A 21675-nucleotide genomic window follows, 5' to 3' on the forward strand; every position below is an offset into this window, starting at 1 on the left:
TTCTTTCGTGCCATGAAATGCGTGAAATCAGAGGGCTTCGCGGCCGGTTTCGCCGGTGCGGATTCGCACGACCTGCTCCAGGTCGTACACGAAGATCTTGCCGTCGCCGATCTTGCCGGTGCGGGCTGCGCCCTCGACGGCTTCGATCACGCGCTCGACCAGGTCGTCCGCCACGGCGGCCTCGATCTTGACCTTGGGGAGGAAGTCCACCACGTACTCCGCGCCGCGGTACAGCTCGGTGTGGCCCTTCTGCCGGCCGAAGCCCTTGACCTCCGTCACGGTGATGCCCTGCACGCCGATGGTGGAGAGCGCCTCGCGCACCTCGTCCAGCTTGAAGGGTTTGATGATGGCTGTGACCAGCTTCATGGTTTTGCTACTCCTGAGGAAGATATGGATGGCTCGACCCCTGCAAGGGCCGGGCCTGCTTTTCGTTTTTCTTAGAACGTCTTGGTCAGCGTCGCGATGAAGCGTGCCTTGTTCGGCGAGTAGGTCGTCGCGCCGATCGGGCCGAAGCCGAGGTCGAAGCCGGGGTGGTTCGCCACGGCATAGGCATCCTCGTGGTTGGCGCCCTGGACCGAGCCGGCCAGCGACAGGCCACCGCCGAAGTCCCAGCTGGCGCCGACGTTGTAGTCCAGGTAGTTGCGGTAGCCGAGGCTCTTGATGTCCGACGACATGAAGGTGTAGCCGACGGCGGCCTTCAGCGTGAGGCTGGTCAGCACGGTCTTGCTGTACGACAGGTTCAGGTAGCTGGTGTTCTGACCCTTCTGGCCCGAGCCCGCCTTGTTGCCGGCGTAGTTGAAGTAGTCCTTCGACACGGTCCACGAGTACTTGGCGGTGAAGCTGCCGAGGACTTCGTCGGCCCAGGTGCCCGCGCCGTAGAGTTCGGTCGTGTTGCCGGCGGTATTGCCCGAGTAGTAGTACTGCAGCACGCCGAAGTCGAGGTCGACCGGGCCGGCCTTGAACTTGTAGCCGCCGTAGAAGTCGCTCTCGATGCTGTTGCCCGGCAGCCAGTTGACGCTGGAGTTCCAGTTGCCGACGTAGAAGCCGCTCTCATGCGCGTAGTCGAAGCCGCCCTGGATGGCGGGCTTGAATCCGCTGGTCTTCACCGGGCTGGTGAAGCTGTTGCTGATCATGTCCTGGTCCTGGCCACGGAACTTGTAGTTGGTGGTGAAGGAGACATTGGCCGTGAGCGGCGAGACGACAGGCGCGGGGGTGGCAGCAGCCGGATCTGCCGCGGGGGTGCTCTGGGCAAAAGCGGCGCCCGACGTCGCGAGCGTGGTGGCCAGTGCAACCAACGCCGTGGCAGTGTTACGGTGCATCATCGAGAAACTCCTACGTGTATTTGAAAGGGTGGGAACCCGTTCAAAGCAGGGAGCGTGCCAAATGGTTGCGGAGGGTGCTGGAAAACCCGGAGGCTCATTCACAAACGTACACAAAAGGTCGGATAAATAGTCACACAAGTGTCTTCTTGAACAACGGTTGAATCGAAAAGAAAACAAGAGCGCACCACCGAGGTGGGTGCACCGTTTTGGTGAGGGAGTGGAAATGAGTTTGTCTTTGGTGCAAAGCCGTGCTTTGCTGGGCCTGGAAGCGGCCAGCGTCACGGTCGAAGTGCATCTGGCCAATGGTTTGCCCAGCTTTACGCTGGTCGGGCTGGCCGATGTGGAGGTGAAGGAAGCGCGCGAACGCGTGCGATCGGCCATTCAGAACGCGGGGCTGGAGTTTCCGAACAACAAAAAAATCGTCGTGAACCTGGCGCCGGCGGATTTGCCGAAGGACTCCGGGCGTTTCGATTTGCCGATCGCGCTGGGCATCCTGGCGGCGAGCGGGCAGGTGGACGCGGCCCAACTGGCGGGGCACGAGTTTGCCGGCGAACTGTCCTTGTCGGGTCACCTGCGGCCGGTGCGCGGGGCGCTTGCGATGGCGCTGGCGCTGCACAGCCGGGGCATCGCGACCCGGTTGGTGCTGCCGGCCGACAGCGCGCAGGAGGCGGCGCTGGTGCCGGGATCGGAGGTGTATGGCGCGCGTCACCTGATCGACGTGGTGCGGCACTTCCTGCCTGCGGGAGCGGATGCTTCCGTTTTGCCCGAGCCTGAGGTCGACGGCTGGGCGCGCATTCACTCGGAAGCCGGCACTTACATTCCAAGCTATCCGGACTTGTCCGAGGTGAAGGGCCAGGCCGCCGCCAAGCGCGCATTGGAGATCGCCGCTGCCGGCGGGCACAGCCTGCTGATGGTCGGGCCTCCGGGGTCCGGCAAATCGATGCTGGCGCAGCGCTTTGCCGGATTGCTGCCGGCGATGACGGTGGACGAAGCGCTGGAGAGCGCGGCGGTGTCGAGCCTGTCGGGGCGATTCGGGATCGAGAAATGGGCCGTGCGGCCGACCTGTGCGCCCCACCATTCCGCCAGCGCGGTGGCCCTGGTCGGCGGAGGATCACCGCCGCGGCCCGGCGAAATCTCGCTCGCACATCACGGCATCCTGTTTTTGGACGAATTCCCGGAATTCCAGCGGGCCGCGCTGGAGGCCCTGCGCGAACCGCTGGAGACCGGCACGATCACCATCGCCCGGGCAGCCCGACGCTCCGAATTCCCCGCGCGATTCCAACTCATCGCGGCGATGAACCCCTGCCCTTGCGGCTTCTCGGGCTCGCCGCTCAAGGCCTGCCGCTGCACGCCGGACCAGATCGCGCGCTACCAGGGCAAGCTCAGCGGCCCCTTGCTGGACCGCATCGACCTGCACATCGAGGTGCCGGCCGTGTCGGCGCAGGAACTGCTGACCGCGCCGCCAGGCGAAGCGACGACCGGCATCCGCGACCGCGCGGCCACCGCGCGCGAACGCGCCATCGCGCGGCAGGGCGTGCCCAACCAGGCGCTGCGCGGCGCGCAGATCGACGTGCATGCAGGGCTCGACGACGCCGGCATGCGTTTCATGCAGACGGCGGCCACCAAGCTGGGCTGGAGTGCGCGCTCGACGCACCGCGCGCTCAAGGTCGCACGCACCATCGCGGACCTGGCCGGCGCCGGGCAGGTGCAGTCCGCCCATGTGGCCGAGGCCGTGCAATACCGGCGGGCGCTGCGTGACGCCGGATGACGGGACTTTTGATCAACGCGTCCGTATCGGGCGCTTTTGCAACAAGGGCTCGCTGATTCCTTGCACGCCGACCAAGCCCAGCACCGTCAGCAGCGAGGCTTGCGCGCCTTTCCATCCGTCCGTCACGTCGATCCATTCGGTCAGGGCATGGAAGCCACCCGTCTTGCCGCCACCGCCGACGATGATGGCCGGAATGCCGAGCGACATCGGTACGTTGGCGTCGGTGCTGGCGCCTGCGAGCAGCGTCTTGTTGCCGAACGCGCTGTTCGCCCGAACCGCGGCCTCCACGATCACCGAGTCGGCTGCGGTCTGCCCACCGGGACGATCCCCGATGAGCTTGTTCGTGACCGTCAGCGTGTTCACGCCCCAACGCTTGTTCTCCTCGACGACGCCCTCGTCCACGGCGGCCAGGACCTTCTTCTCGGTCGCCATGAGTGGCTCGTTGGCATCCGAGCGGATGTCGACCGCCATGCGTGCGTCCGGCGAGATGGTGTTGACGGAGGTACCGCCGCCGACCGTCCCGACGGTGAAGGTCGTCTTGGGAACCTCGGGGGTCTTGATGTCGGCAATCCTGGCAATGGCGCGACCCATGCCGTGGATCGCGCTCGGGACCTGCCCGAACGCCGCGTAGCTGTGGCCGCCGGGGGCCTTGAAGGTGAACTCGTAGCGACGACTGCCTGTGCCCAGGACCAGTACGCTGCCGTCAGGGGCCGGCTCGAGCCCCACCATGCCGTCGATGTCGCGGTGCTCGGCAAAGATGTGCTTCATGCCTCGCAGGTTGCCCAGCTCCTCTTCGCCCACGTTGCCCACGAACAGCAGGTCGCCCACCGTCTCGATCTTGTTGTCATTGAGAACCTTGAGCCATGACAGCAGCACCGACAAGCCGCGCACGTCGTCGGAAATCCCGGGCGCATAGAGCTTGCCGTCGCGTTCCTTCACCTTGACGTCGGTGCCGGCCGGAAACACCGTGTCCAGATGCGCCGAGATCAACAGCTTGGGCCCGTTGCCCGTGCCCTTGCGCAAGCCGACCGCGTTGCCTTCGCTGTCGATGCGTGCATCGGCGAGGCCCAGCGCCTTCATGCGCGCAACGTAGGCCTCGGCGCGCTTTTGCTCCTTGAACGGCGGCGCCTCGATCTCGGTCAGCATCTTCAGGTCTTCGATCGAGCGCGCATGGTCGGCCTTGACGGCGTCGAGCAGCGTGGCAATGGCCGGCGCTTGCATGAGTCGCGTGTAGGCCAGGTCGACCGCCGGCTTGACTTGCGCCGGCGTCGGCGCGACCGCGTTGAAGCTCTGGGCCTGTGCAGCACTGGCGGCCAGCAATGCGACGGCCGGGACCAGGGAGGCAAGCAGGGGAGAGAAGTTGCGGGACATGGGATCTCCGGGAGGGACAGCAAGCCGCATTCTTTCGCTTCCTGGCGCGAGCGGCCCCGATTTATTTGCAACCGATCAGGTATGGATCGACGCAACGAGGAAATCGATCAGCACGGCCAGTGAGCCCTCGGCCTCGCTGCCTCGAAAAAGCATGCCCAGCGGCTCGATCGGCGCATGCAGTTCAAGTGGCAGTTCCACGATCCCATGACGCCCAAGCCGGTCGAGCAGCGAGTGCGGCACCGGCACCACCACGTCGGGCTGCGCCAGCATGCTGCGCAGCAGGTGCGGCGCCAGCGTCTGCACGTTGTGCGCGCTCGGCGGATGCGCCTCCTGCGCCCACAGCGCATCGAGCGCACGTCGCACCGCATAGTGCGCGGGCGGCAGGATCCAGCGCGACTGCGCGAGGTCCGCCAGCCGCAAGCGGCGTCGGCGCGCCGCCGGGTGCGCGGTGCTGGCGACCACCACCACGCGGTCGCTGCGCAGCGCGACGAAGCGATGCCCGGGTTCGAGTTGCACCGGCTCGCGCACCAGCACCATGTCGAATGCGCCGTTGCGCAGGCCCGCGCTCAGGCGCTCGATGTTGCTTTCCTCGATCTCCAGGCGCAGTTCGGGATGGGCGGCGAGCAGGGGCAACAACACGGGTTCCAGCACGCTGGCGATGGCAGCATCGATGGCGCCGATCCGCAGCGGCTGCACCTGCTGCGAGGCGAGCGCGGTGAGTTCCTCGGTCGCCACGCGCAATGCGTCGATCGACATGCGCGCATGCCGTGCCACGAGCCGGCCAGCCTCGGTGATGCGCATGCCGCGCGCGTGGCGCTCGAACAATGCCATGCCCAGCGTGGCCTCGAGCTCGCGCAGCATCTGCGTCGCGGCGGGTTGCGTCATGTGCACCGCCGTTGCCGCGCGGCGCAGGTTGGCCTGTGTCGCGAGCGCATCGACCAGCTTCAGGTGGCGCAGGCGCAGTCGCGCGAGCAGGCGTTCGAGCAGCAGTTCGGCGGCGGTGACGTCGGGCGAGTTCATCGAAGCGATAAGGCCGGATTATCGAGCGATGGAAATCCGATTGGCCTGGCGCGCACGCTGCCCCTACGCTCCAAGGCTTCGCCCTCCTCTCAACCCTTCTTTCGCATCACCACCATGTCCACACGCTTCCGCTCCACCGCACGGCTGTGCCTGCCCGTCGCCCTCGCCACTGCCGCGCTGTGCGCGAGTGCCCAGGACAAGTCCGCCGCACCGTCCGCGACCGCACCCGCCGCCGCGCAGGCGCTGTATCCGCAGATGGCCGAGCGCCTCAAGGCCGTGGAGCCGAAGGTCATCGCCTGGCGCCGCGACATCCACCAGCATCCCGAGCTCGGCAACCAGGAGAAGCGCACCGCGGCGCTGGTCGCGGCCCACCTGAAGGCCCTGGGCTTCGAGGTGCGCGAAGGCGTGGCCGTGACCGGCGTCGTCGGCATCCTCAAGGGCGGCAAGCCCGGCCCCGTGGTGGCGCTGCGCGCCGACATGGACGCGCTGCCGGTCAAGGAGCAGGTCGACCTGCCCTTTGCCTCGAAGGCGCGCGCAACATGGGCCGGCAAGGAAGTCGACGTGATGCACGCCTGCGGCCATGACGGCCACGTCGCGATGCTCATGGGCGTCGCGGAGGTGATGGCATCGATGAAGGACCAGTTGCCCGGCACCATCAAGCTGATCTTCCAGCCGGCGGAGGAGAAGCTGCCCAACGCCGAGATCGGCGGCGCGCGCCGCATGCTGGCCGAGGGCGCCTTCGACGCGCCCAGGCCCGACGTGGTGTTCGCGGCGCACCTGGTGTCGAACCTCAACACCGGCGAGATCGGCTACAAGGCCGGCCCGATCACCGCGGCATCCGATGCCTTCCGCGTCAGCGTCAACGGCCGCCAGACGCACGGCTCCGCGCCGTGGAGCGGCATCGACCCGATCGTGCTCGGGTCGCAGATCGTGCTGGGCTTCCAGACCATCGCGAGCCGCCAGGTCAACGTGACCAAGGAGCCCTCCGTGCTCACCGTGGGCACCTTCCAGGCCGGCACGCGCTACAACATCATTCCCGATTCTGCGGAGATGAGCGGCACGCTGCGCACCTACGACGAGCCGATGCGCAAGTTCATCATCCAGCGCATGGGCGAAACCGCCGAACTCATCGCCAGGAGCGGCGGCGGCAGCGCCCATGTGCACATCGAGGAGGACGGCTACGCCGCCACCATCAACGACGCGGCGCTGACCGAGAAGATGGCGCCTAGCCTGGCCCGCGTGCCGGGCGGCAAGGCCATGGTCGTGCAGAAGGGCACCGGCGGCGAGGACTTCTCGTTCTTCGCGCAGAAGGTGCCGGGCCTGTACGTGGTGATCGGCAACACGCCAGTGGGCCAGGATGCGAGCAAGGCCGAGGCCAACCACTCGCCGCGCTTCTTCGTCGACGAGGCCAGCCTGGCGATCGGCACGCGCACGCTGTCGCAGTTGACGCTCGACTACTTGGCGATGGGCAAGTCCGCAAGCTCGGCGCTGTAGGAGTCCATAGAATCCCGGCGACTTGAACTCGCCGCCCGAACGCCCCGCCTACGATCGCCGCATGGTGGGCTGGCTGTCGGTCGGGCAGCTGATCACCTGGGGCAGCGTGTTCTACGCGTTCGCGCTGTTGATGGAGCCGGTCGAGCAATCGCTGGCCCTGACGCGGGCCGAATCGTCATTGGCCTTCAGCCTCGGCTTGCTGGCGGAGGGCGTGATGGCCTGGCCGGTGGGACGCTGGATCGATCGCGGCCATGAGCGCGCAGTGATGACGGGCGGGTCGCTGGTGATGGCGGGCGCATTGCTGGCCCACAGCGTGGTGCAGGACGCCGCCGGCTTCTACGCCGTGTGGATCGTCCTCGGCGCGGCGCTGGCGGCCACGCTCTACACGCCGGCCTTCGCCATCGTGACGCGACGCTTTCCCAGCGACTTCCGGCGCGCGATCATCACGCTCACCTTCCTTGGCGGACTGGCCAGCACGGTGTTCATCCCGCTGGTTGCGTGGCTCGTGAACGCGCTGGGCTGGCGGCACGCGCTGTGGGTGCTGGCTGCGATCCACCTCTGCATCTGCGTGCCCTTGCATGCCACCATCTTGCTTGGCGCACCACGGCCGCAGGCGCGCCACGAGGCCGGCGCCGCGCCGACGGCACAGCGATCCGCCTCGCACTTCCTGCGCAGCAAGCCCTTCCTGCTGATCGGCGTGTTCTCGGTGCTGCTGATGGCCGTCACGGCCGCGCTGCCACCGCACATGGTGAGCCTGCTGCGCGGCAGCGGCCTGCCGGAGGCGTGGGCCATCGCGGTGCCGGCCAGCATCGGCATCGTGCAGGTGTTCGGGCGGGCGCTGCTGTATTTCTTCGAGCACCGCTTTGACCTGCATCTGGCGAACCGGCTGATCCCCTGCCTGATACCGCTGGGCTTGATGGCGCTGCTCGCGGGCAGCGGGCACGCGGGCGCGGCGCTGTTGTTCGTCGCGCTGTATGGCATGGGCAACGGCATGCTGACCATCGTCAAGGGCACGGCCATTGCGCAGTATGTGAGCCGCGAGCATGTGGCCACGCTGAATGGCGCGCTTGGCTTGCCGATGGCGATTGCACGCGCCCTCGCACCCCTGATGCTCGGCGTGCTGTGGTCACCCGCGAACGGCTATGCCGCCGGGCTGTGGATGCTGCTCGTCGCCAGCGTGGTCGCCGTGCTGGCGCTGGTCGCGGCGCAACGCGCTCGCACGCACTGAGCCGATCGAGCGCCTGGGCGACGCTCAGTGCACCCAGTGGCAGCTGCGATGGTGGTGATGGTCGTAGTGGCAAACCTCGTGAACGTGATGATGATGGTCATAGGACGCCGCAGAGGCGAGGCCCGGAATGAAGGTGGCGAAGCCGCCGAGGAGGATGGCGACGGAGAGGACGATGCGCTTGGTATTCATGTGGCCTGCGATGTGGTTTGTGAAAGACGGATCACATCGTGCTGCGCCACATCGTTACGAGATGTAGGAAGGCGCCCGCAGGTTTCGTGAGCATGAGGGGCGACAGCAGGCCGCGCACGGCCGGGTTGCGCATCGAAAGGCAAGCGTGGTGGCGGTGCTGCCGCCAGTGGCGGCGCAGTGAAGTGCAGCATGCCGAGCGTTGCCCTGCAGCGCCCGGACGCCTCACACGCCGACGCGCGAGTCCATCACTTCATCCACAGGCAACCCATCCGAAGCCGGCCGCCCGCGCAGCGCCACCGCCCACAACAGCAACCCCGCCACCAGCCATCCCGCACCCACTTCCAGCGCCAGCGGACTCAAGCTCAGCATCAGCCCCACGCTCACCAGCAAGCCGATGCACGGCACCAGCCGATGGCGCACGAATCGCACGCTCTTCTCGCGCTTGCCAAAGAAGCGCAGCACCGACAGATGCAGCAGCAGGAAGCCCCCGAGCGCGCCGAAGTTGATCATGGTCGACAACTCATCCGCATGGTCCACGCCCACCAGCGCCACGACCAGCGCGATCACCGAGGTCAGCAGCATCGCCACATGCGGCGTGCCGTGCTTCGCATGGACGCGGCCGAGCACGCGCGGCAGCTGGCCGTCGAGCCCCATCGCGTACATGAGGCGCGCCACGCCCGCGCAGATCGGCACCATCGCGACGATCGCTGCGACCACCACGGTCCACGTCATGACCGCACCCAGCGTCGGGCCCAGCGTGGCATTGGCGACGTCGTAGGCCAGCGATGCCGGATCGCGGATGTCGAAGCCCACCATCAGGTCACTCAGCAACGAGGCCTGCACCACGAACAGCACGCCGGTCAGCAGCAGGCTCAGCATGATGGCGCGCCCGATCAGGTGGCGATGCTCCGGCCGCACCTCTTCGCTCAGCGTCGAGATGCCGTCGAAGCCCAGGTACGACATCACGCCCAGCGCCACGCCCGGAAGCAACGACTGCCAGACGATGTGCGACGGCCAGAGCGATTGCATGCCCACGTGGCCCGCACCCTTGCCACCGTTGAGCGCGATCACCGCCGCGATGACGAAAGCCCCGACCGCCGCCACCGACACCCAGAACAGCACCGCGCTGATGCGCGCGCTGACACCGATGCCGAACCAGTTGACCGCCAGGGTCACGAGCACCAGCCCCACCACCCAGGCCTCGCGCGGGATCGCCGGGATCTGGCTGTTGAGCCCGATCGCCGCGAACACGCAGGTCAGCGCCGGAAAGAGGATGTAGTCCAGCAGCATCAGCCAGCCGGCCATGAAGCCCGCGAACGGCCCGAGGGCTTCGCGTGCATAGGCGTACACCGAGCCCGCGCGCGGCACGCGTTCCACCATCGTCGCGTAGCTGGCCGCGGTGAAGACCATGCAGCCCATGCCGAGCAGGTAGGCCAGCGCCGGCGTACCGCCCGACGTGACGTGCAGGAAGCCGAAGATGACCCACGGCGCCACCGGCACCATGTAGGTCATGCCGTAGATCAGCAGGTCGGAGAAACGCAGGACCGGTCGCAGCTTGCCGTGGGCTTGGCTCATGTGGACTCCAGGGATGGACGTTGCGCTGAAGAAATAGAAGGGCCGTTCGATGCGGCGCCGGATGTCGGCGTGCCGAGTGCTTCGACACGACGGCGAGCGCGTTGCGCCAGGTAGTCCTCGACCACGCTGCAGGCCAGTTCGATGAGCATCGGCGTCAGCTCGATCGCCGTGGCCGTGCCCTTGCGCTCGTGCACCCAGCCGAGGTACGTGGTGCTGCGCGCGGCGAGGAACATCGGCAGGCTGGCCAGGGCCTGGTCGCCCAGGTCACGGTGGCGCCGATAGCCTTCGATCAACGCGGCTTGCGCAACATCGAAGTACGGCTCCAGCTTGAGGAAATAGAGCGAAGTCGCCACGTCGAACAGGTGCCAGCCGAAGCCCGCATCGTCGAAGTCGATCACGCGCACGTCATCGCCATCGACGAGGAAGTTCTCCGGCACCAGGTCCGCATGGATGAGGCCGTACACCTGCGCGGACTTGCCGATGGCGAGCAGGTCTTCGCGGATCGCCATGCGCGCGGAGCCGAGCAGGCTGCGCTGCGACGGCAGCAGCGCATCGAGTTCCCAGAAGCGCCCCCACAACGGACGCAACCCGGCCAGTCCTTCCTCGCACCAGCTATGCCGCTCGAAGCCCTTCGCCGGCTGCCAGCGGCTCGACTGGTTGTGCATGCGCGCCATGGTCTCGCCGACGATGCGGTACTTGCGCGCGATCTCGGCGTCGCCGCCGCTGACGCCGGCCTCGACCGAGCCGAGTTGGCGGCCGTCGATCCACTCGATGATGTCGACCTGGTGGCCGATCGCGCTGCTGGTCGCGCCGATGAGTTCGAAGGGCCGGCCATGTCGCGATGGGATGACCCGTGGCACTTGCAAGCCATCGCGTTCCAGCGCGGCCAGCCATTCGGATTCGGAGCGCAAGGCATCGTCGGAGTGATAGCCCTGGCGATGCACGCGCAGCACCGCCTTGCGGCCATCCGCGCAGTCGACGCGGAACACCGCGTTCTCGCGCACCTTGATGAGGCTGATGCCGGTCGACCGCAGGTTCCAGTGGATCAGGGCCTGCAGCGCGATCTGCCGGAAGGCGTGTTCGTCCGGCGACGAAGGCATGGCGTCGTTCACGTCGTGCGGTTCCGTGTGTTCCGGTGCGTCAAGCCGTGACGCGCAGCGTGGACATCACGCGGTCGAGCGTGTCGATCAGCTGGTCCGCGTTGGCGCTGGTGAAGGGCATCGGCGGGCGGATCTTGAGGATGTTGTCGAAGGGGCCGATGCGGCTGATCAGTACGCCGGCGCGGCTCATCGCGTTGATGATTTCCTTGGCGGCATCGGTGGCCGGGCGCTTGCTCTCGCGGTCCTGCACCAGCTCCACCGCGAAGAAGAGTCCCCTCCCGCGCACGTCGCCGATCAGCTCATGCCTTTGCGCCAAGTCGCGCAGTTGCGCCAGCACGTAGTCGCCGGTGGTCTTCGCGTTGGCCACGAGGCCTTCGTCTTCCAGCACGTCCATCACGGCCATGCCCGCTGCGCACGACACCGGGTTGCCGGCGAAGGTGTTGAAGTACATCGGGTTCAGCTCGGTGAACCGCTCGACGATGTGACGGCGCGCGATCACCGCGGCCATCGGATGACCGTTGCCCATGGGCTTGCCCAGCGTCACGATGTCGGGCACCACGCCCTGCACCTGGTGGCCCCAGAAGTGGCTGCCGAAGCGGCCGAAGCCGCCCTGCACCTCGTCGGCGATGAAGTAGCCGCCGGCCGCGCGCACCTGCTCGGCGACGCGGCGCATGTAGCCCGCGGGCTGGGTCGGCAGGCCCTCGGACGACAGGCCGGTGCAGAGGATCATGCCGGCGAACTTCCTGCCGTTGTTCTGGAAGCTGGCGATGGCGCTGTCGACCTCGGCGCAGTACCCATCGACGAGCGGGGCGTCGTCTTGCTGCACGCGGTCACGGTACGGGTCGATGACCGGGATCATGCGCACGTCCGGGCCGCGCTGGTCGGGCGTGCTGAGGATGGCGCTCACCTGCGACACCGCTGCCGTGTTGCCGTGGTACGAGTGCGCCGTAGAGATCACGCCCGTGCCACCGCTGCATTCGCGCACCATGCGCAGCGCGAGTTCATTGGCCTCGCTGCCGCTGCAGCAGAACATCACCATCATGTCGGGCTGCGCGAAGGTGGCGGCGAGGCGTTCGGCGTAGCGCACGATGGTCTCGTGCAGATAGCGCGTGCTGGTGTTGAGCGTGCGCGCCTGGGCGCAGATCGCATCGACCACGCGCGGGTGGCAATGGCCGACGTGCGCGACGTTGTTGTAGGCGTCGAGGTACTTCCTGCCGTCGGCGTCGTGCAGCCACACGCCTTCGCCGCGCACGATGTGCAGCGGCTTCTCGTAGAAGAGCGGTGCGCGCTTGCCGAGGATGTCGAAGCGGCGCTGGAGGAGTTCGGTGGATGACATGCGATGTCCTTGGCGTGTGATGTGTGTGTCGGGGTCAGCGGCTGGCGGCATCGACAGGGCCGCTGCGCGAGAGCAGGATGGCCTTGTCGTCGGGCAACAGCGTGGCTGCCGTGAGGCTGAGGCGGTCCTCGCGCAGGGCGGGTTTGAAGTGCGCGCCGCCGTCCTGGCTGTCCAGCACGAGACCGTCCAGGCCCACGGCCAGCACGCGGCTGCCGCGCGCGGCCAAACCGGTGATCGATGAGGTGCTGTGGGTGTCGATGCGGTCCCAATGCGCGCCGTCGTCGGTGCTGCGATAGAGCGAGCCGCGCAGGCCGGCCACGACCCAGGCGTTGTCGACGGCCACACCGGTCCAGAACGAGCCCTTGTAGCCCGTCTCGATGTAGCGCCACGCGTGGCCCTGGTCGTCGGAGACCAGCAACATGCCCTTCTCCGCGGTCGCGAGGAGCCGACCCTTGCCATCCGCGAACAGCGCGAGCAGGTTCAGGTCCGCGGTCTTGCTGCCGGGAGGCGGCGTGAGCTTCTGTTCCTTCCAGCTCTTGCCGCCGTCGTCGGTGACGAGCACCAGCGACCACAGGCCGACCGCCACGCCGTGGCTGGCGTCGAAGAAGTGAACGGCGAACAGCGGCCGGTCTTCCTGCGCGGCCATGCGCTGCAGCGCCCAGGTCTCGCCGCCGTCCTGCGTGTGCAGGATCACGCCGCGATGGCCTACGGCCCAGCCCTGCTTCGCGTCGACGAAGCTGGTGCTGTTCAGCTTGACGTCGACCGGCACCGACTTCGCCTGCCGCCATGCCTTGCCTGCGTCATCGCTGAGCAGCACGACGCCGTGGTCGCCGACGGCGACGAAGCGCGGGCCGGCGCCGGCGATGCCCAGCATCTCGGCCTGCAGGGCATGCGCCACACGTTGCGCCGGGACCGCCACGGGCGGGGCGCCGTCCGCGGAAGCCTGCGCGATGGCTGCGAGGCTCGCCAGGCCGCAGCCCAGTGCGACGAGCGAGGCACGCAGGGTGCGCGTGATGAATGCGTTGTTCATGGTCTTGCTCCGCATCTCAATGGCTCAGCAGGCCGGGCGCGCGCATCGGCACCTTGCGCGGGAAGATCCGCTCCAGCCACACGGCAAAGGCCGGCAGCGCAGTCATCGCCATGATCATGTTGACCATGAACATGAAGGCCAGCAGCTTGCCCATGTCGGCCTGGAACTTGAGGTCCGAGAACGACCAGGTCGCCACACCCACCGCCAGCGTGATGGCGGTGAAGATCGTCGCGGTGCCCACCTCCAGCATCGCGTGCTCGATCGCCTTCTCGATCGGCTCGCCCTGGCTCAGGTGCAGTTGCAAGCGGTTGTAGATGTAGAACGCATAGTCCACGCCGATGCCCACCGCCAGCACCATCACCGGCAGCGTCGCGACGGTCAGGCCGATCTGCAATTCCTTCATGAACCAGTAGCCGATGAAGGTGCCGACCGTGAGCGGCAGGCAGCAGGCCAGCACGGCGCGGAAGTCGCGGTACACGGCGAACACGAGGATCACGATGGCCGCGTAGACGTACAGCATCATCGGCAGTTCGCTGCGCTCGACTTCCTCGTCCACCGCGGCCAGCACGCCGGCGTTGCCGGTGGCGAGGCGGATGGTCACGCCCGGCTGCGGATGGGTGTCGCGGAAGGCCTTCACCGCTTCCACCACGCGCTGGATCGTCGTGGCCTTGTGGTCGGTGAGGAACAGGTGCACGGCCGTCATGCTGCAGTCCTTGCGCATGGTGCCGCGGATGCGCGCGATCTCGGCGGCCAGCGCGGCATAGTTGCCGGCGTCGGTCGGCACCACGCTCATCTTCGGATTGCCTTCGTTGTAGCCCTCGTTGTAGAGGCGCAGTTGCTGCGAGAACGACGACACCGAGAGCACGCCTTCCACTGGCTGCAGCGCCCAGGTGAAGCGGTCCTGGTAGAGGCCGATGTCGATGTTGCTGCAACTGTCGGCCGGGGCCTCGAACACCACCGTGAGCCAGTCGAGGCCGGTGTCGTAGTTGGTGGAGATGGCCACCGCGTCGCGGTTGAAGCGCGACTCGGGCCGCAGCTCCGGCGCGCCCGGCTGCAGCGTGCCGACCACGCGGTCGCTGCTCTGCCACACCGCGGTCGCGAAGATCGCGCCCACCACCAGCAGCGTGATCGCCGCATTGCGCGGCTGGGCCACCTTGACGAGCACGCGCAGCCAGCGCGCGCGCTGCTCCTGCTGCACCATCGCGCGGTCGGCATAGGACTTCGGCACGTCGAAGAAGGATGCGGCCACGGGCAGCATCACCAGGTTGGTGACGATCTTGAAGGCCACGCCGAGCGAGGCGGTGATGGCCAGCTCGCGCACCATCGGAATCGGGATCAAGAGCAGCGTGACGAAGGAGACGAAGGCCGTGACCAGCGCCAGCGTGCCGGGGATCAGCAAGCCGGTGAAGCTGGCGCGGCAGGCGTCGTAGCAGCTCTTGCCGAGCGAGATCTCGCGCACGATGAAGTTGATCTGCTGCACGCCATGCGACACGCCGATGGCGAACACCAGGAAGGGCACCAGCACCGCCAGCGGATCGAGCCCGAAGCCCAGCAGCCGCAGCGCGCCGAACTGCCACACCAGCGAGGTCAGCGAGCACAGGATCGGCAGCACCGTGAAGCGCACCGAATGGCTGTACCAGTACACCGCGCCCGCGGTCAGCAGCAACGCCAGCGCGCAGAACTCGATCACGGCCGAGGCGCCGTCGGCGATGTCGCCGATCTGCTTGGCGAAGCCGATGATCTGCACCTCGAAGCCCGCGTCCTCGAACTTCTGGCGGATCTGTTCCTCGAGGACGCGGTTGTAGGCGACGTAGTCGAGCTTCTTGCCGTCCTTGTCGAACTCGATCAGCTCGGCGGTGACCATCGCGCTGGTCTGGTCGCGCGAGACCAGCGAGCCGACGAAGCCGCCCTGCGCCGTGGCCTGGCGGATGTCGGCGATGCGCTCGGGTGTGAGCTGGTCGGGCGCGATGGTGCCGTCGATCAGCGGATCGGCGCGGAAGCCTTCCTCGGTGATCTGGTTGACGAAGCTGTTGGGCGTCCACAGCGACTGCACGCCCAGGCGTTCCACGCTCGGCAGGAAGGTCACGGCCTGCGTCACCTCGTAGAGGCGCTTGAGCCCGGCCGGCGTCCAGATGCTGCCGTTGCGCGCCTTGACGACGATGTTGAGCCGGTTGGCGCCAAGCACGTCGTTGCGGTACTGCTGGAAGGTGCGGATGTACTCGTGGCCGATCGGCATCTGCTTTTCGAAGCCGGCGTCCATGCGCAACTGCGATGCGAGCACGCCCATCACCGCGGTCAGGAGCGCGAGCGCGATCAGGAGCGGCTTGCGCCGCGTGAAGAAGAAGTCCTCGAGGCGGGCCAGCAGGCGCACCGCGAAGGAAGTGGCGAGGGATGAAGATGACACGGCGTGGAATCCGGTGAGCGCCGGGCGAGAGGCACGCGGCCCCTTCGCCCGGCAGGAGCGGCAGGGCGCCTAGAAGTTGCGCGAGGCGTAGACGCCCACGAAGTCGCGGTCACGCAGCGGCTGGTCGAACACCGATTCGCCACCCCAGAACTTGGCGTAGTTGACGCCGAACTGCCAGGTCGCCGGGTTCTTGATGAAGCTGACCGTCAGGTTGACCGACTTCGCGCCCTTCATGAAGGTGGCAGCGAGGTTGGGCGTCCGGCCGCTCAGTGCCTGGAAGTAGTAGACCTCCGGCACCACCTGCCAACCCGGGATCAGGTTGCCGTCGTAGGTCCAGCTGAAGTCGAAGTTGAAGCCGCTGGAGTACTTGCTGCCGACCGGGTATTGCGCGTTGGTCGCCGCATTGATGGCCAGCTCGTTGCCCCAGCCCCAGCCGCCCGCCGCCACCGGGTCGCCGCCATAGGTCTGCTTCAGGTTCGGATAGCCGATGACGACGGCTTCGGCCAGCAGCGTCGCGGTCTGCGCGCCGAGGAACTTGAGCACCGGCTCGGCGTTCGATGGCGTGAGGCTCAGCATGCCCGTCAGCGCCCACTGGAAGCGGCTCGAGTCGACCCAGCAGTTGCCGCCCTGGCTGGAACAGCCCGAGACGTTGGGCGAGATGAAGACCGCGTCCTTCGGCCGGTATGACAGCTCGCTGCCGATGGCCCAGTCACCCACCGGCAAGTTCATGCTGACGCCGAACATCTTGCGGTCTTCCAGGTACTTCCACTGCGGGCCGTATTGGGTCAGCGCGAGGTTCGGTGTCTTGTCGGTGTAGCTCATCGCGTACAGGCCGAGGTTCAGTGCCGTGCCGTCGGGCTGGTAGCGCAAGGCCACGCCGCCCTGCCCGGTCTGCTTGGGCTGGCTGTCCTGGATGCCGTAGGTGTTGGCGCCCTTGCCCAGGCCGTTGGTGACGGACCAGTAGCTGCCGCTCGGCGGGAAGTAGCTCTTGTTCCAGTCGGTCTGCACATAGGCTTCGGCCGCGAAGCCGTGGCCCAGGCCGGAGGCAACGCTGATCATCGGCGCGGGCAGCACCGCTTCCTTCAGTTGCGTGCCCGGCTGCGACAACCGCATGATGTCCATGGCGTTGGTGGCATTGATGCCGCCCGGCAGGAACAGGCTTTCGCCCCAGCTGATCACCTGGTTGCCGACGCGCACGCGCACCTGCTCGTCGCCGACAGAGAAGGACTTGCTCACCCACAGGTCGAGCAGGCGGGCCTTGAAGTTCAGGTCGCTGCGCGCGTCCGGGGCGAGCCCGTCGGCGGAATTGATCGGCGGCGTGGAGCTGATGAAGCCAGTGGTGTTCGTGGCCGTGAGGTCCCTCAGCCAGGTAAACCGGCCCATGACCGTGACGCCCTCGGGCATCTTCAGCACCAGTTCATGGCTGCCCTTGAGGTAGGTCGTGAAGGCATCGCCCTTGGCATAGTTCAGGTTGCCCTGGTCGCCCATGCCCGACAGCGGCGAGAGCTCGCCCGCCGGGCCGCCTGTGTTGCCGGCGTTGATGAGCGTGGTGCTCGGGTCCTTCAGGCGGACGCCTGTCCCCGCGCTGACGGTGGAGTCGAAGCTGCCCGAGAGGCTCTCGGTCTGGAAGGTGACGGCGTGCGCGCCCGACATGGCGAAGAGCGCACAGGCGGCGGCGATGCAGGTGGGAGCGAGGCGATGAAGCATGGTGTGTTGCACGGTGCCGCTGCCTCAACGCTCGCTGATCGCGCGCAGGTTCTCGGAGGTGTAGAAGTTCTCCTTGAACTTCGGCTCCTTCGACTCGACGACCCAGCGGATGTCCTTGCCGGCGGCCAGCGGCGTCTGGTCGAACAGGTAGCGGCCTTCGGGCAGGTTGTATTGGACGAAGGCCGGGTTGTCGCAGCTGCCCGTCTCGTACACGGGGATCACGAAGGACTCGCGCACCTTGGCGATCTTTCCCTGCGCGTCGTAGTCGTCGGCCACCACGGCGGACCAGCTGTCCTCGTCGAGGTAGAAGGTGCGCTTGGGCGCGGAGTGGCGCACGCCGGCCTTGACCGTGGCCTCGACCACCCACACGCGGTGCAGCTCGTAGCGGCGGCTGGCCGGGTCGATGGAATCCTGCTTCGCCACCTGCTCGAACTTCACCGACGGGTCGTACATGCCGAAGGCGTTGTAGCCGACGTAGATTTCCTTCTTGCCGACCAGCTTCCAGTCGAAGCGGTCCATGGTGCCGTTGAACACGCGCGGCTCGTCCACGGTGTACTGGTTCTCGAAGCCGACCTGCGGCGCGTCGTAGGCGTAGGTCGGCATGCGGCGCACGCGGCGCTGGCCGGGGAAGTAGTAGAAGGCTTCGCTCGGCTTGTCGGTGTAGAGCACGTACACCAGGCCCTGGCCCGCGAGTGCGGCTGGCGACTCGTAGGCGAAGTAGGTGTAGTACTCGACCGGCGGCAGGGTGGACAGCAGCGTCGAGCCCTTCTTGCCCCACGGGAAGTAGTAGCTTTCGGTCGCGCCGGCCTGGACCCATTCGGTGCTGCCCTTGCGCGGCGACAGCGACACGTAGTTGAGGGGCCATTCGAAGCCCACGCCCGCGTACTTCATCTTGTAGTTCCACATCGCCTCGGCGCCGTTGGATGGCATCGGGAAGGGCACGCCGGGCACGACCGCCTCCTTCAGGCTCCAGCCGTCGTCGCCGAGCCTGGCGACGCCGACGTTCTTCTTCGTGTTCTCCTGCACGAAGTCGGGCACGCTGCAGGTACGGCGCGTGGGGTACACGTCCATGCGGTAGCCCTTGGTCTGCTTGATCAGCGCGACCTGGCCGGGCGAGAGCTTGTCGGCGTACTTGTCGACGTTGCCCGCGTCGATGGAGAACAGCGGCTTGTCGCCCTTGAACTTGAAGAAGTCCTCGCGCTTCTTGCCTTGCGACCAGCCGCCCGTGGACGGATCGGCCGCGGCGAAGGCGGGGATCGTGCCGTCCTTGCTGGCGGCTTTCTCGGCGCCGGTGGCCGTCAGCTCCGCACCCAGGCGGGAAGCGTCGGCAGCGAAGGACGAAGTCGCTGCCGACAACGAAAAGGCCATGGCGATCGCGACTGCGATGCCGGTGGGGGCGGATCTGGATCTCATGAAAAAGCCTCGCTTTGAGTGGTGCGCAAGCGTCTGAATCAGACGGGTGTGTGGCCGCTGGAGCGGACATGTCAAAGGTACGTGCGCACCCTCGCGGCCGCTTGGACTGGCGTGCACAACCTGCCGGACTAGCGTGCAAGCGCTGCGCGCGTGTTGCACGCGTGTCCGGCATGACGTGCACGCAAATGCCAGCCGCATCGAGGCGTGCTGCCTACGCTCGACGCCGAGGCGGGCCGGTGCGCCGCACCAGCGCCTGCGCCTCGCACGCACACGGCATCAAGGAACACCATGATTGGAGATTTGAAGGGCAAGGTCGCGCTGGTCACAGGCGCGGGGCAAGGCATCGGGGAAGGCATCGCGCGCGGGTTTGCCGCGGCGGGCGCGAAGGTCGTGATTGCCACGCGCACCGCGCAGAACGGCCAGGCCGTGGCGCAGGCCATCCACGACGATGGCGGCGAAGCGCTGCTGGTGCAGGCGGACGTCGGCCGGCGCGAGGAGATCCGCAAGGCCGTCGCCGCTGCCACGCAGGCATACGGCCGGCTCGACATCGTCGTGCACAACGCGGCGGTGTACCCGGTGATCGCGATCGAACAGCTGAGCGACGACGACCTCGAACGCACACTGGCGGTGAACCTCAAGGCCGCCTTCTGGCTGATCCAGGAATCGCTGCCCGAATTGCGCAAGCAAGGTGGCGGGCGTGTGCTGTTCACTTCGTCCGTGACCGGCCCGCGCGTCGCGATGCCGGGCACCGCGCACTACGCGGCGTCGAAGTCGGGCATGAACGGATTGATCCGCACCGCGGCGCTGGAGTTCGCGCGCGAGAACATCACGGTGAACGGCGTGGAGCCGGGCTACATCATGACGCCTGCCATGTCGGCGCTGGGCGATGGCGACGAGTTGAAGCAGATGGCCGCGTGCATTCCGATCGGGAAGATCGGCAAGGCTGCGGACATCGCGAATGCGATGCTGTTCCTGGCGTCGGACGAGGCGTCATACATCACGGGGCAGACGATCGTGGTGGATGGCGGGTCGACGCTGCCTGAGAGTCCGATCGTGCTGGATGCGTTTTATCGGGGGTGATGGGCTTGCTTTAACGGCAGGTGGTATTTTCGTCTGGAGCGGATTCCATTGGCTGCGCACGAGGGGCTGGGACGACGCTGATGGGCCCTTAAGCGACGTCCCTCCGAACTCTTTGAAGGGCCGCTCCTCGACCCGGAGCACTCGTTCAGACGGCCTTCTCTATGTCCGGCAGCGCCCAAGTCCGATCGAAGTACGGCCCCAGCGGGCCATAGAACCTGAACAACCCAAACCACGCCTTGCCCGGAATGGTTGGGATCCAATTCTTTTCCAAGCCAGCAGGTTTCGTTGGCCCCATGTAGAGATCCACAGAACCGTCCGGGTTCTTGACGATGTCCGCGCGCGAGGATCGATCGACGATCCCGCCCGGCGTGTCGTCGAGGAAGGATCGCGTCCCGGTGTCGTAGACAGTCAGGGACCAGAAGAGCTTGGCCGGTGCATTCGCAGGAACGTGCAGCCGATAGTTCTGGCTGCCATCCAACCAGGCGCCATCCTTGTCGTGCGCGGTCCCGATGTATGCCTGGCCCACGCCGGGCGTGCGACTGACCATGCCGTGGCTGGTCGTGACAGCCTGGTAGAAATACGAAGTCCGCTCGTCCAGTGGCGCGAAGGTGCCGACGTCTTGGCCGGGATCGAAGGTGAAGAGGTATTCCCAGCGCGCGTCGGGCCGATAGCGTGCCGCCGGATCCCGGTTCGAGAATGCCAGCGACTGGCCCATCAGTTCACCTGCCGCAGCGCCGTCCACCAGCAGCTTCTTCTGGCGATCGTCCGGTGCGAACGTCTTGCCCTTCTCGATGCCGAGTGGTTTAAGCATGGCCATGTAGAAGCGGTCGCGCTCAAGCACCGGTTCACGCTGCAAGATGTCGTTCAGTCGCTCCCAATAGGCCACGCCCTTCGGCGGAATTTGGGTCCACGCCCTGCCATCGGGCTTCAGGAGATGGGTCGGCGCGGGCTTGGCACGATCGGCATACGAATACATTCGAAAGCGCGAGATCGCCTCCTTGGCCTTCACGGGATCCGGATCGAGAGCCCGAAAAGCGACGAACACGTTGGTCGTCGGCGACTTGACGATGCGGTAGCCCGTCGCGCCGGCCGGCACCTCCTGCCCGGGGCCGACCACCAGGTACTTGCCACCCTTGCCCTTGTCAGGTCCCGACTCGCCCATGTCCGTGACCGGACGCTGCCAGAAGTCGCCGATGCCACCCGCGGTCGCGCCCGATGGGTAGTCGACGACGAGCGGGCCGGTCTTCGACAGATCCGGCAAACCGATGATGTAGGGCGTGGTGGCGTTTGGCGTCAGGATGCCGAGCTTGTCCTTGACGCTCTCGTATATGACCATGTCCGTCTCACCCGCCCCGAACACGCGGCGATGCGCGTCCTGCCACGACGCGAAGCCGACGATCGGCAAGGCCCACAGATAGGCCTGGCTGGCTCGCTGGAAGTCCATCTCGTCGTAGATCTTCCCGACCGTGGCGCTGTCCGCCGGAAGGCCGAGCTGCATAAGGATGGGACCGAATCGTGTATCCATGGTTTGCGCTCCTGCAAAGGATGACAAGAACAAAGCGCACGCACCCAGCGCGGCCGTGAGTGCCTTTTCATGGTGACGCATGTTTGGAGGGTTGTCTTGTGGTTTTAAAGAGG

17 protein-coding genes are annotated in these 21675 nt (G+C 66.8%); 4 read left to right on the top strand and 13 right to left on the bottom strand.

Annotation, left to right across the window (positions count from 1 at the left end; translation table 11 throughout):
• Positions 1–27: 27 nt before the first annotated feature.
• The gene (gene glnK / locus HB681_RS09295; RefSeq protein ID WP_213954512.1) at positions 28–366 is read right to left on the bottom strand and encodes a P-II family nitrogen regulator; all 339 of its coding nucleotides are present in this window, start codon (positions 364–366) and stop codon (positions 28–30) included.
• Between the two features lie 71 nt (positions 367–437).
• Positions 438–1322 carry a TorF family putative porin gene (locus HB681_RS09300; RefSeq protein ID WP_213954513.1) on the bottom strand — a complete coding sequence of 295 codons (885 nt, stop codon included), beginning with the start codon at positions 1320–1322 and terminating at the stop codon, positions 438–440.
• 223 nt (positions 1323–1545) lie between these two features.
• Between HB681_RS09300 and HB681_RS09305 the strand changes: the two genes are divergently transcribed.
• A complete protein-coding gene (locus tag HB681_RS09305) occupies positions 1546–3090 on the top strand; it encodes a YifB family Mg chelatase-like AAA ATPase (RefSeq protein WP_213954514.1) in 1545 nt (514 codons plus the stop codon).
• Between the two features lie 12 nt (positions 3091–3102).
• Here the strand turns inward: HB681_RS09305 and HB681_RS09310 are convergent, their stop codons facing one another.
• Together HB681_RS09310 and HB681_RS09315 are read right to left on the bottom strand one after the other, a co-directional pair.
• Positions 3103–4461 (bottom strand): M20/M25/M40 family metallo-hydrolase, encoded by a 1359-nt coding sequence (locus HB681_RS09310; protein WP_213954515.1) that lies wholly within the window; start codon positions 4459–4461, stop codon positions 3103–3105.
• A gap of 75 nt (positions 4462–4536) precedes the next feature.
• Positions 4537–5481, bottom strand: coding sequence for a LysR substrate-binding domain-containing protein (locus tag HB681_RS09315; protein WP_213954516.1), 945 nt, complete (start codon positions 5479–5481; stop codon positions 4537–4539).
• A gap of 114 nt (positions 5482–5595) precedes the next feature.
• Here HB681_RS09315 and HB681_RS09320 point away from each other — a divergent pair, with 114 nt between their 5' ends.
• The gene (locus HB681_RS09320) at positions 5596–6975 is read left to right on the top strand and encodes an amidohydrolase (protein ID WP_213954517.1); all 1380 of its coding nucleotides are present in this window, start codon (positions 5596–5598) and stop codon (positions 6973–6975) included.
• A gap of 22 nt (positions 6976–6997) precedes the next feature.
• Positions 6998–8203 carry an MFS transporter gene (locus tag HB681_RS09325; protein ID WP_256734869.1) on the top strand — a complete coding sequence of 402 codons (1206 nt, stop codon included), beginning with the start codon at positions 6998–7000 and terminating at the stop codon, positions 8201–8203.
• 24 nt (positions 8204–8227) lie between these two features.
• On the opposite strand, the gene HB681_RS09330 is transcribed toward HB681_RS09325, so the two are convergent.
• The 8 genes from HB681_RS09330 to HB681_RS09365 all read right to left on the bottom strand — a co-directional run bounded on the left by HB681_RS09330 (position 8228) and on the right by HB681_RS09365 (position 18912).
• Positions 8228–8392 carry a hypothetical protein gene (locus tag HB681_RS09330; protein ID WP_213954518.1) on the bottom strand — a complete coding sequence of 55 codons (165 nt, stop codon included), beginning with the start codon at positions 8390–8392 and terminating at the stop codon, positions 8228–8230.
• A 222-nt stretch (positions 8393–8614) separates the two neighbouring features.
• A complete protein-coding gene (locus HB681_RS09335) occupies positions 8615–9967 on the bottom strand; it encodes an APC family permease (RefSeq protein ID WP_213954519.1) in 1353 nt (450 codons plus the stop codon).
• Complete coding sequence (locus HB681_RS09340; RefSeq protein ID WP_213954520.1) at positions 9964–11079, bottom strand: phosphotransferase; 1116 nt, start codon at positions 11077–11079, stop codon at positions 9964–9966. The genes HB681_RS09335 and HB681_RS09340 overlap by 4 nt, the downstream gene beginning before the upstream one ends.
• Positions 11080–11107: 28 nt before the next feature.
• Positions 11108–12403: an aminotransferase class III-fold pyridoxal phosphate-dependent enzyme gene (locus HB681_RS09345; RefSeq protein WP_213954521.1), complete on the bottom strand. Its 1296-nt coding sequence runs from the start codon at positions 12401–12403 to the stop codon at positions 11108–11110.
• A 34-nt stretch (positions 12404–12437) separates the two neighbouring features.
• The gene (locus tag HB681_RS09350) at positions 12438–13433 is read right to left on the bottom strand and encodes a YCF48-related protein (protein ID WP_213954522.1); all 996 of its coding nucleotides are present in this window, start codon (positions 13431–13433) and stop codon (positions 12438–12440) included.
• 16 nt (positions 13434–13449) lie between these two features.
• Positions 13450–15837, bottom strand: coding sequence for an efflux RND transporter permease subunit (locus HB681_RS09355; protein WP_345944651.1), 2388 nt, complete (start codon positions 15835–15837; stop codon positions 13450–13452).
• Positions 15838–15906: 69 nt separating this feature from the next.
• Positions 15907–17544: a DUF1302 domain-containing protein gene (locus tag HB681_RS09360; RefSeq protein WP_213954523.1), complete on the bottom strand. Its 1638-nt coding sequence runs from the start codon at positions 17542–17544 to the stop codon at positions 15907–15909.
• A gap of 24 nt (positions 17545–17568) precedes the next feature.
• On the bottom strand, positions 17569–18912 hold the full coding sequence (locus tag HB681_RS09365; protein WP_256734892.1) for a DUF1329 domain-containing protein: 1344 nt from the start codon (positions 18910–18912) through the stop codon (positions 17569–17571).
• Between the two features lie 333 nt (positions 18913–19245).
• Here HB681_RS09365 and HB681_RS09370 point away from each other — a divergent pair, with 333 nt between their 5' ends.
• A complete protein-coding gene (locus HB681_RS09370) occupies positions 19246–20037 on the top strand; it encodes an SDR family oxidoreductase (RefSeq protein ID WP_213954525.1) in 792 nt (263 codons plus the stop codon).
• A 145-nt stretch (positions 20038–20182) separates the two neighbouring features.
• On the opposite strand, the gene HB681_RS09375 is transcribed toward HB681_RS09370, so the two are convergent.
• Complete coding sequence (locus HB681_RS09375; protein ID WP_213954526.1) at positions 20183–21643, bottom strand: DUF1254 domain-containing protein; 1461 nt, start codon at positions 21641–21643, stop codon at positions 20183–20185.
• Positions 21644–21675: the final 32 nt, after the last annotated feature.

The sequence above is a fragment of the Variovorax sp. dw_954 genome (assembly GCF_018449755.1).
GTDB lineage: Bacteria > Pseudomonadota > Gammaproteobacteria > Burkholderiales > Burkholderiaceae_C > Variovorax.

Excerpts from the sequence above, each read along its gene's own strand:
- glnK (WP_213954512.1), bottom strand. The coding sequence starts at position 366 with ATGAAGCTGGTCACAGCCATCATCAAACCCTTCAAGCTGGACGAGGTG.
- HB681_RS09300 (WP_213954513.1), bottom strand. The coding sequence starts at position 1,322 with ATGATGCACCGTAACACTGCCACGGCGTTGGTTGCACTGGCCACCACG.
- HB681_RS09305 (WP_213954514.1), top strand. The coding sequence starts at position 1,546 with ATGAGTTTGTCTTTGGTGCAAAGCCGTGCTTTGCTGGGCCTGGAAGCG.
- HB681_RS09310 (WP_213954515.1), bottom strand. The coding sequence starts at position 4,461 with ATGTCCCGCAACTTCTCTCCCCTGCTTGCCTCCCTGGTCCCGGCCGTC.
- HB681_RS09315 (WP_213954516.1), bottom strand. The coding sequence starts at position 5,481 with ATGAACTCGCCCGACGTCACCGCCGCCGAACTGCTGCTCGAACGCCTG.
- HB681_RS09320 (WP_213954517.1), top strand. The coding sequence starts at position 5,596 with ATGTCCACACGCTTCCGCTCCACCGCACGGCTGTGCCTGCCCGTCGCC.
- HB681_RS09330 (WP_213954518.1), bottom strand. The coding sequence starts at position 8,392 with ATGAATACCAAGCGCATCGTCCTCTCCGTCGCCATCCTCCTCGGCGGC.
- HB681_RS09335 (WP_213954519.1), bottom strand. The coding sequence starts at position 9,967 with ATGAGCCAAGCCCACGGCAAGCTGCGACCGGTCCTGCGTTTCTCCGAC.
- HB681_RS09345 (WP_213954521.1), bottom strand. The coding sequence starts at position 12,403 with ATGTCATCCACCGAACTCCTCCAGCGCCGCTTCGACATCCTCGGCAAG.
- HB681_RS09350 (WP_213954522.1), bottom strand. The coding sequence starts at position 13,433 with ATGAACAACGCATTCATCACGCGCACCCTGCGTGCCTCGCTCGTCGCA.
- HB681_RS09360 (WP_213954523.1), bottom strand. The coding sequence starts at position 17,544 with ATGCTTCATCGCCTCGCTCCCACCTGCATCGCCGCCGCCTGTGCGCTC.
- HB681_RS09365 (WP_256734892.1), bottom strand. The coding sequence starts at position 18,912 with ATGGCCTTTTCGTTGTCGGCAGCGACTTCGTCCTTCGCTGCCGACGCT.
- HB681_RS09370 (WP_213954525.1), top strand. The coding sequence starts at position 19,246 with ATGATTGGAGATTTGAAGGGCAAGGTCGCGCTGGTCACAGGCGCGGGG.
- HB681_RS09375 (WP_213954526.1), bottom strand. The coding sequence starts at position 21,643 with ATGCGTCACCATGAAAAGGCACTCACGGCCGCGCTGGGTGCGTGCGCT.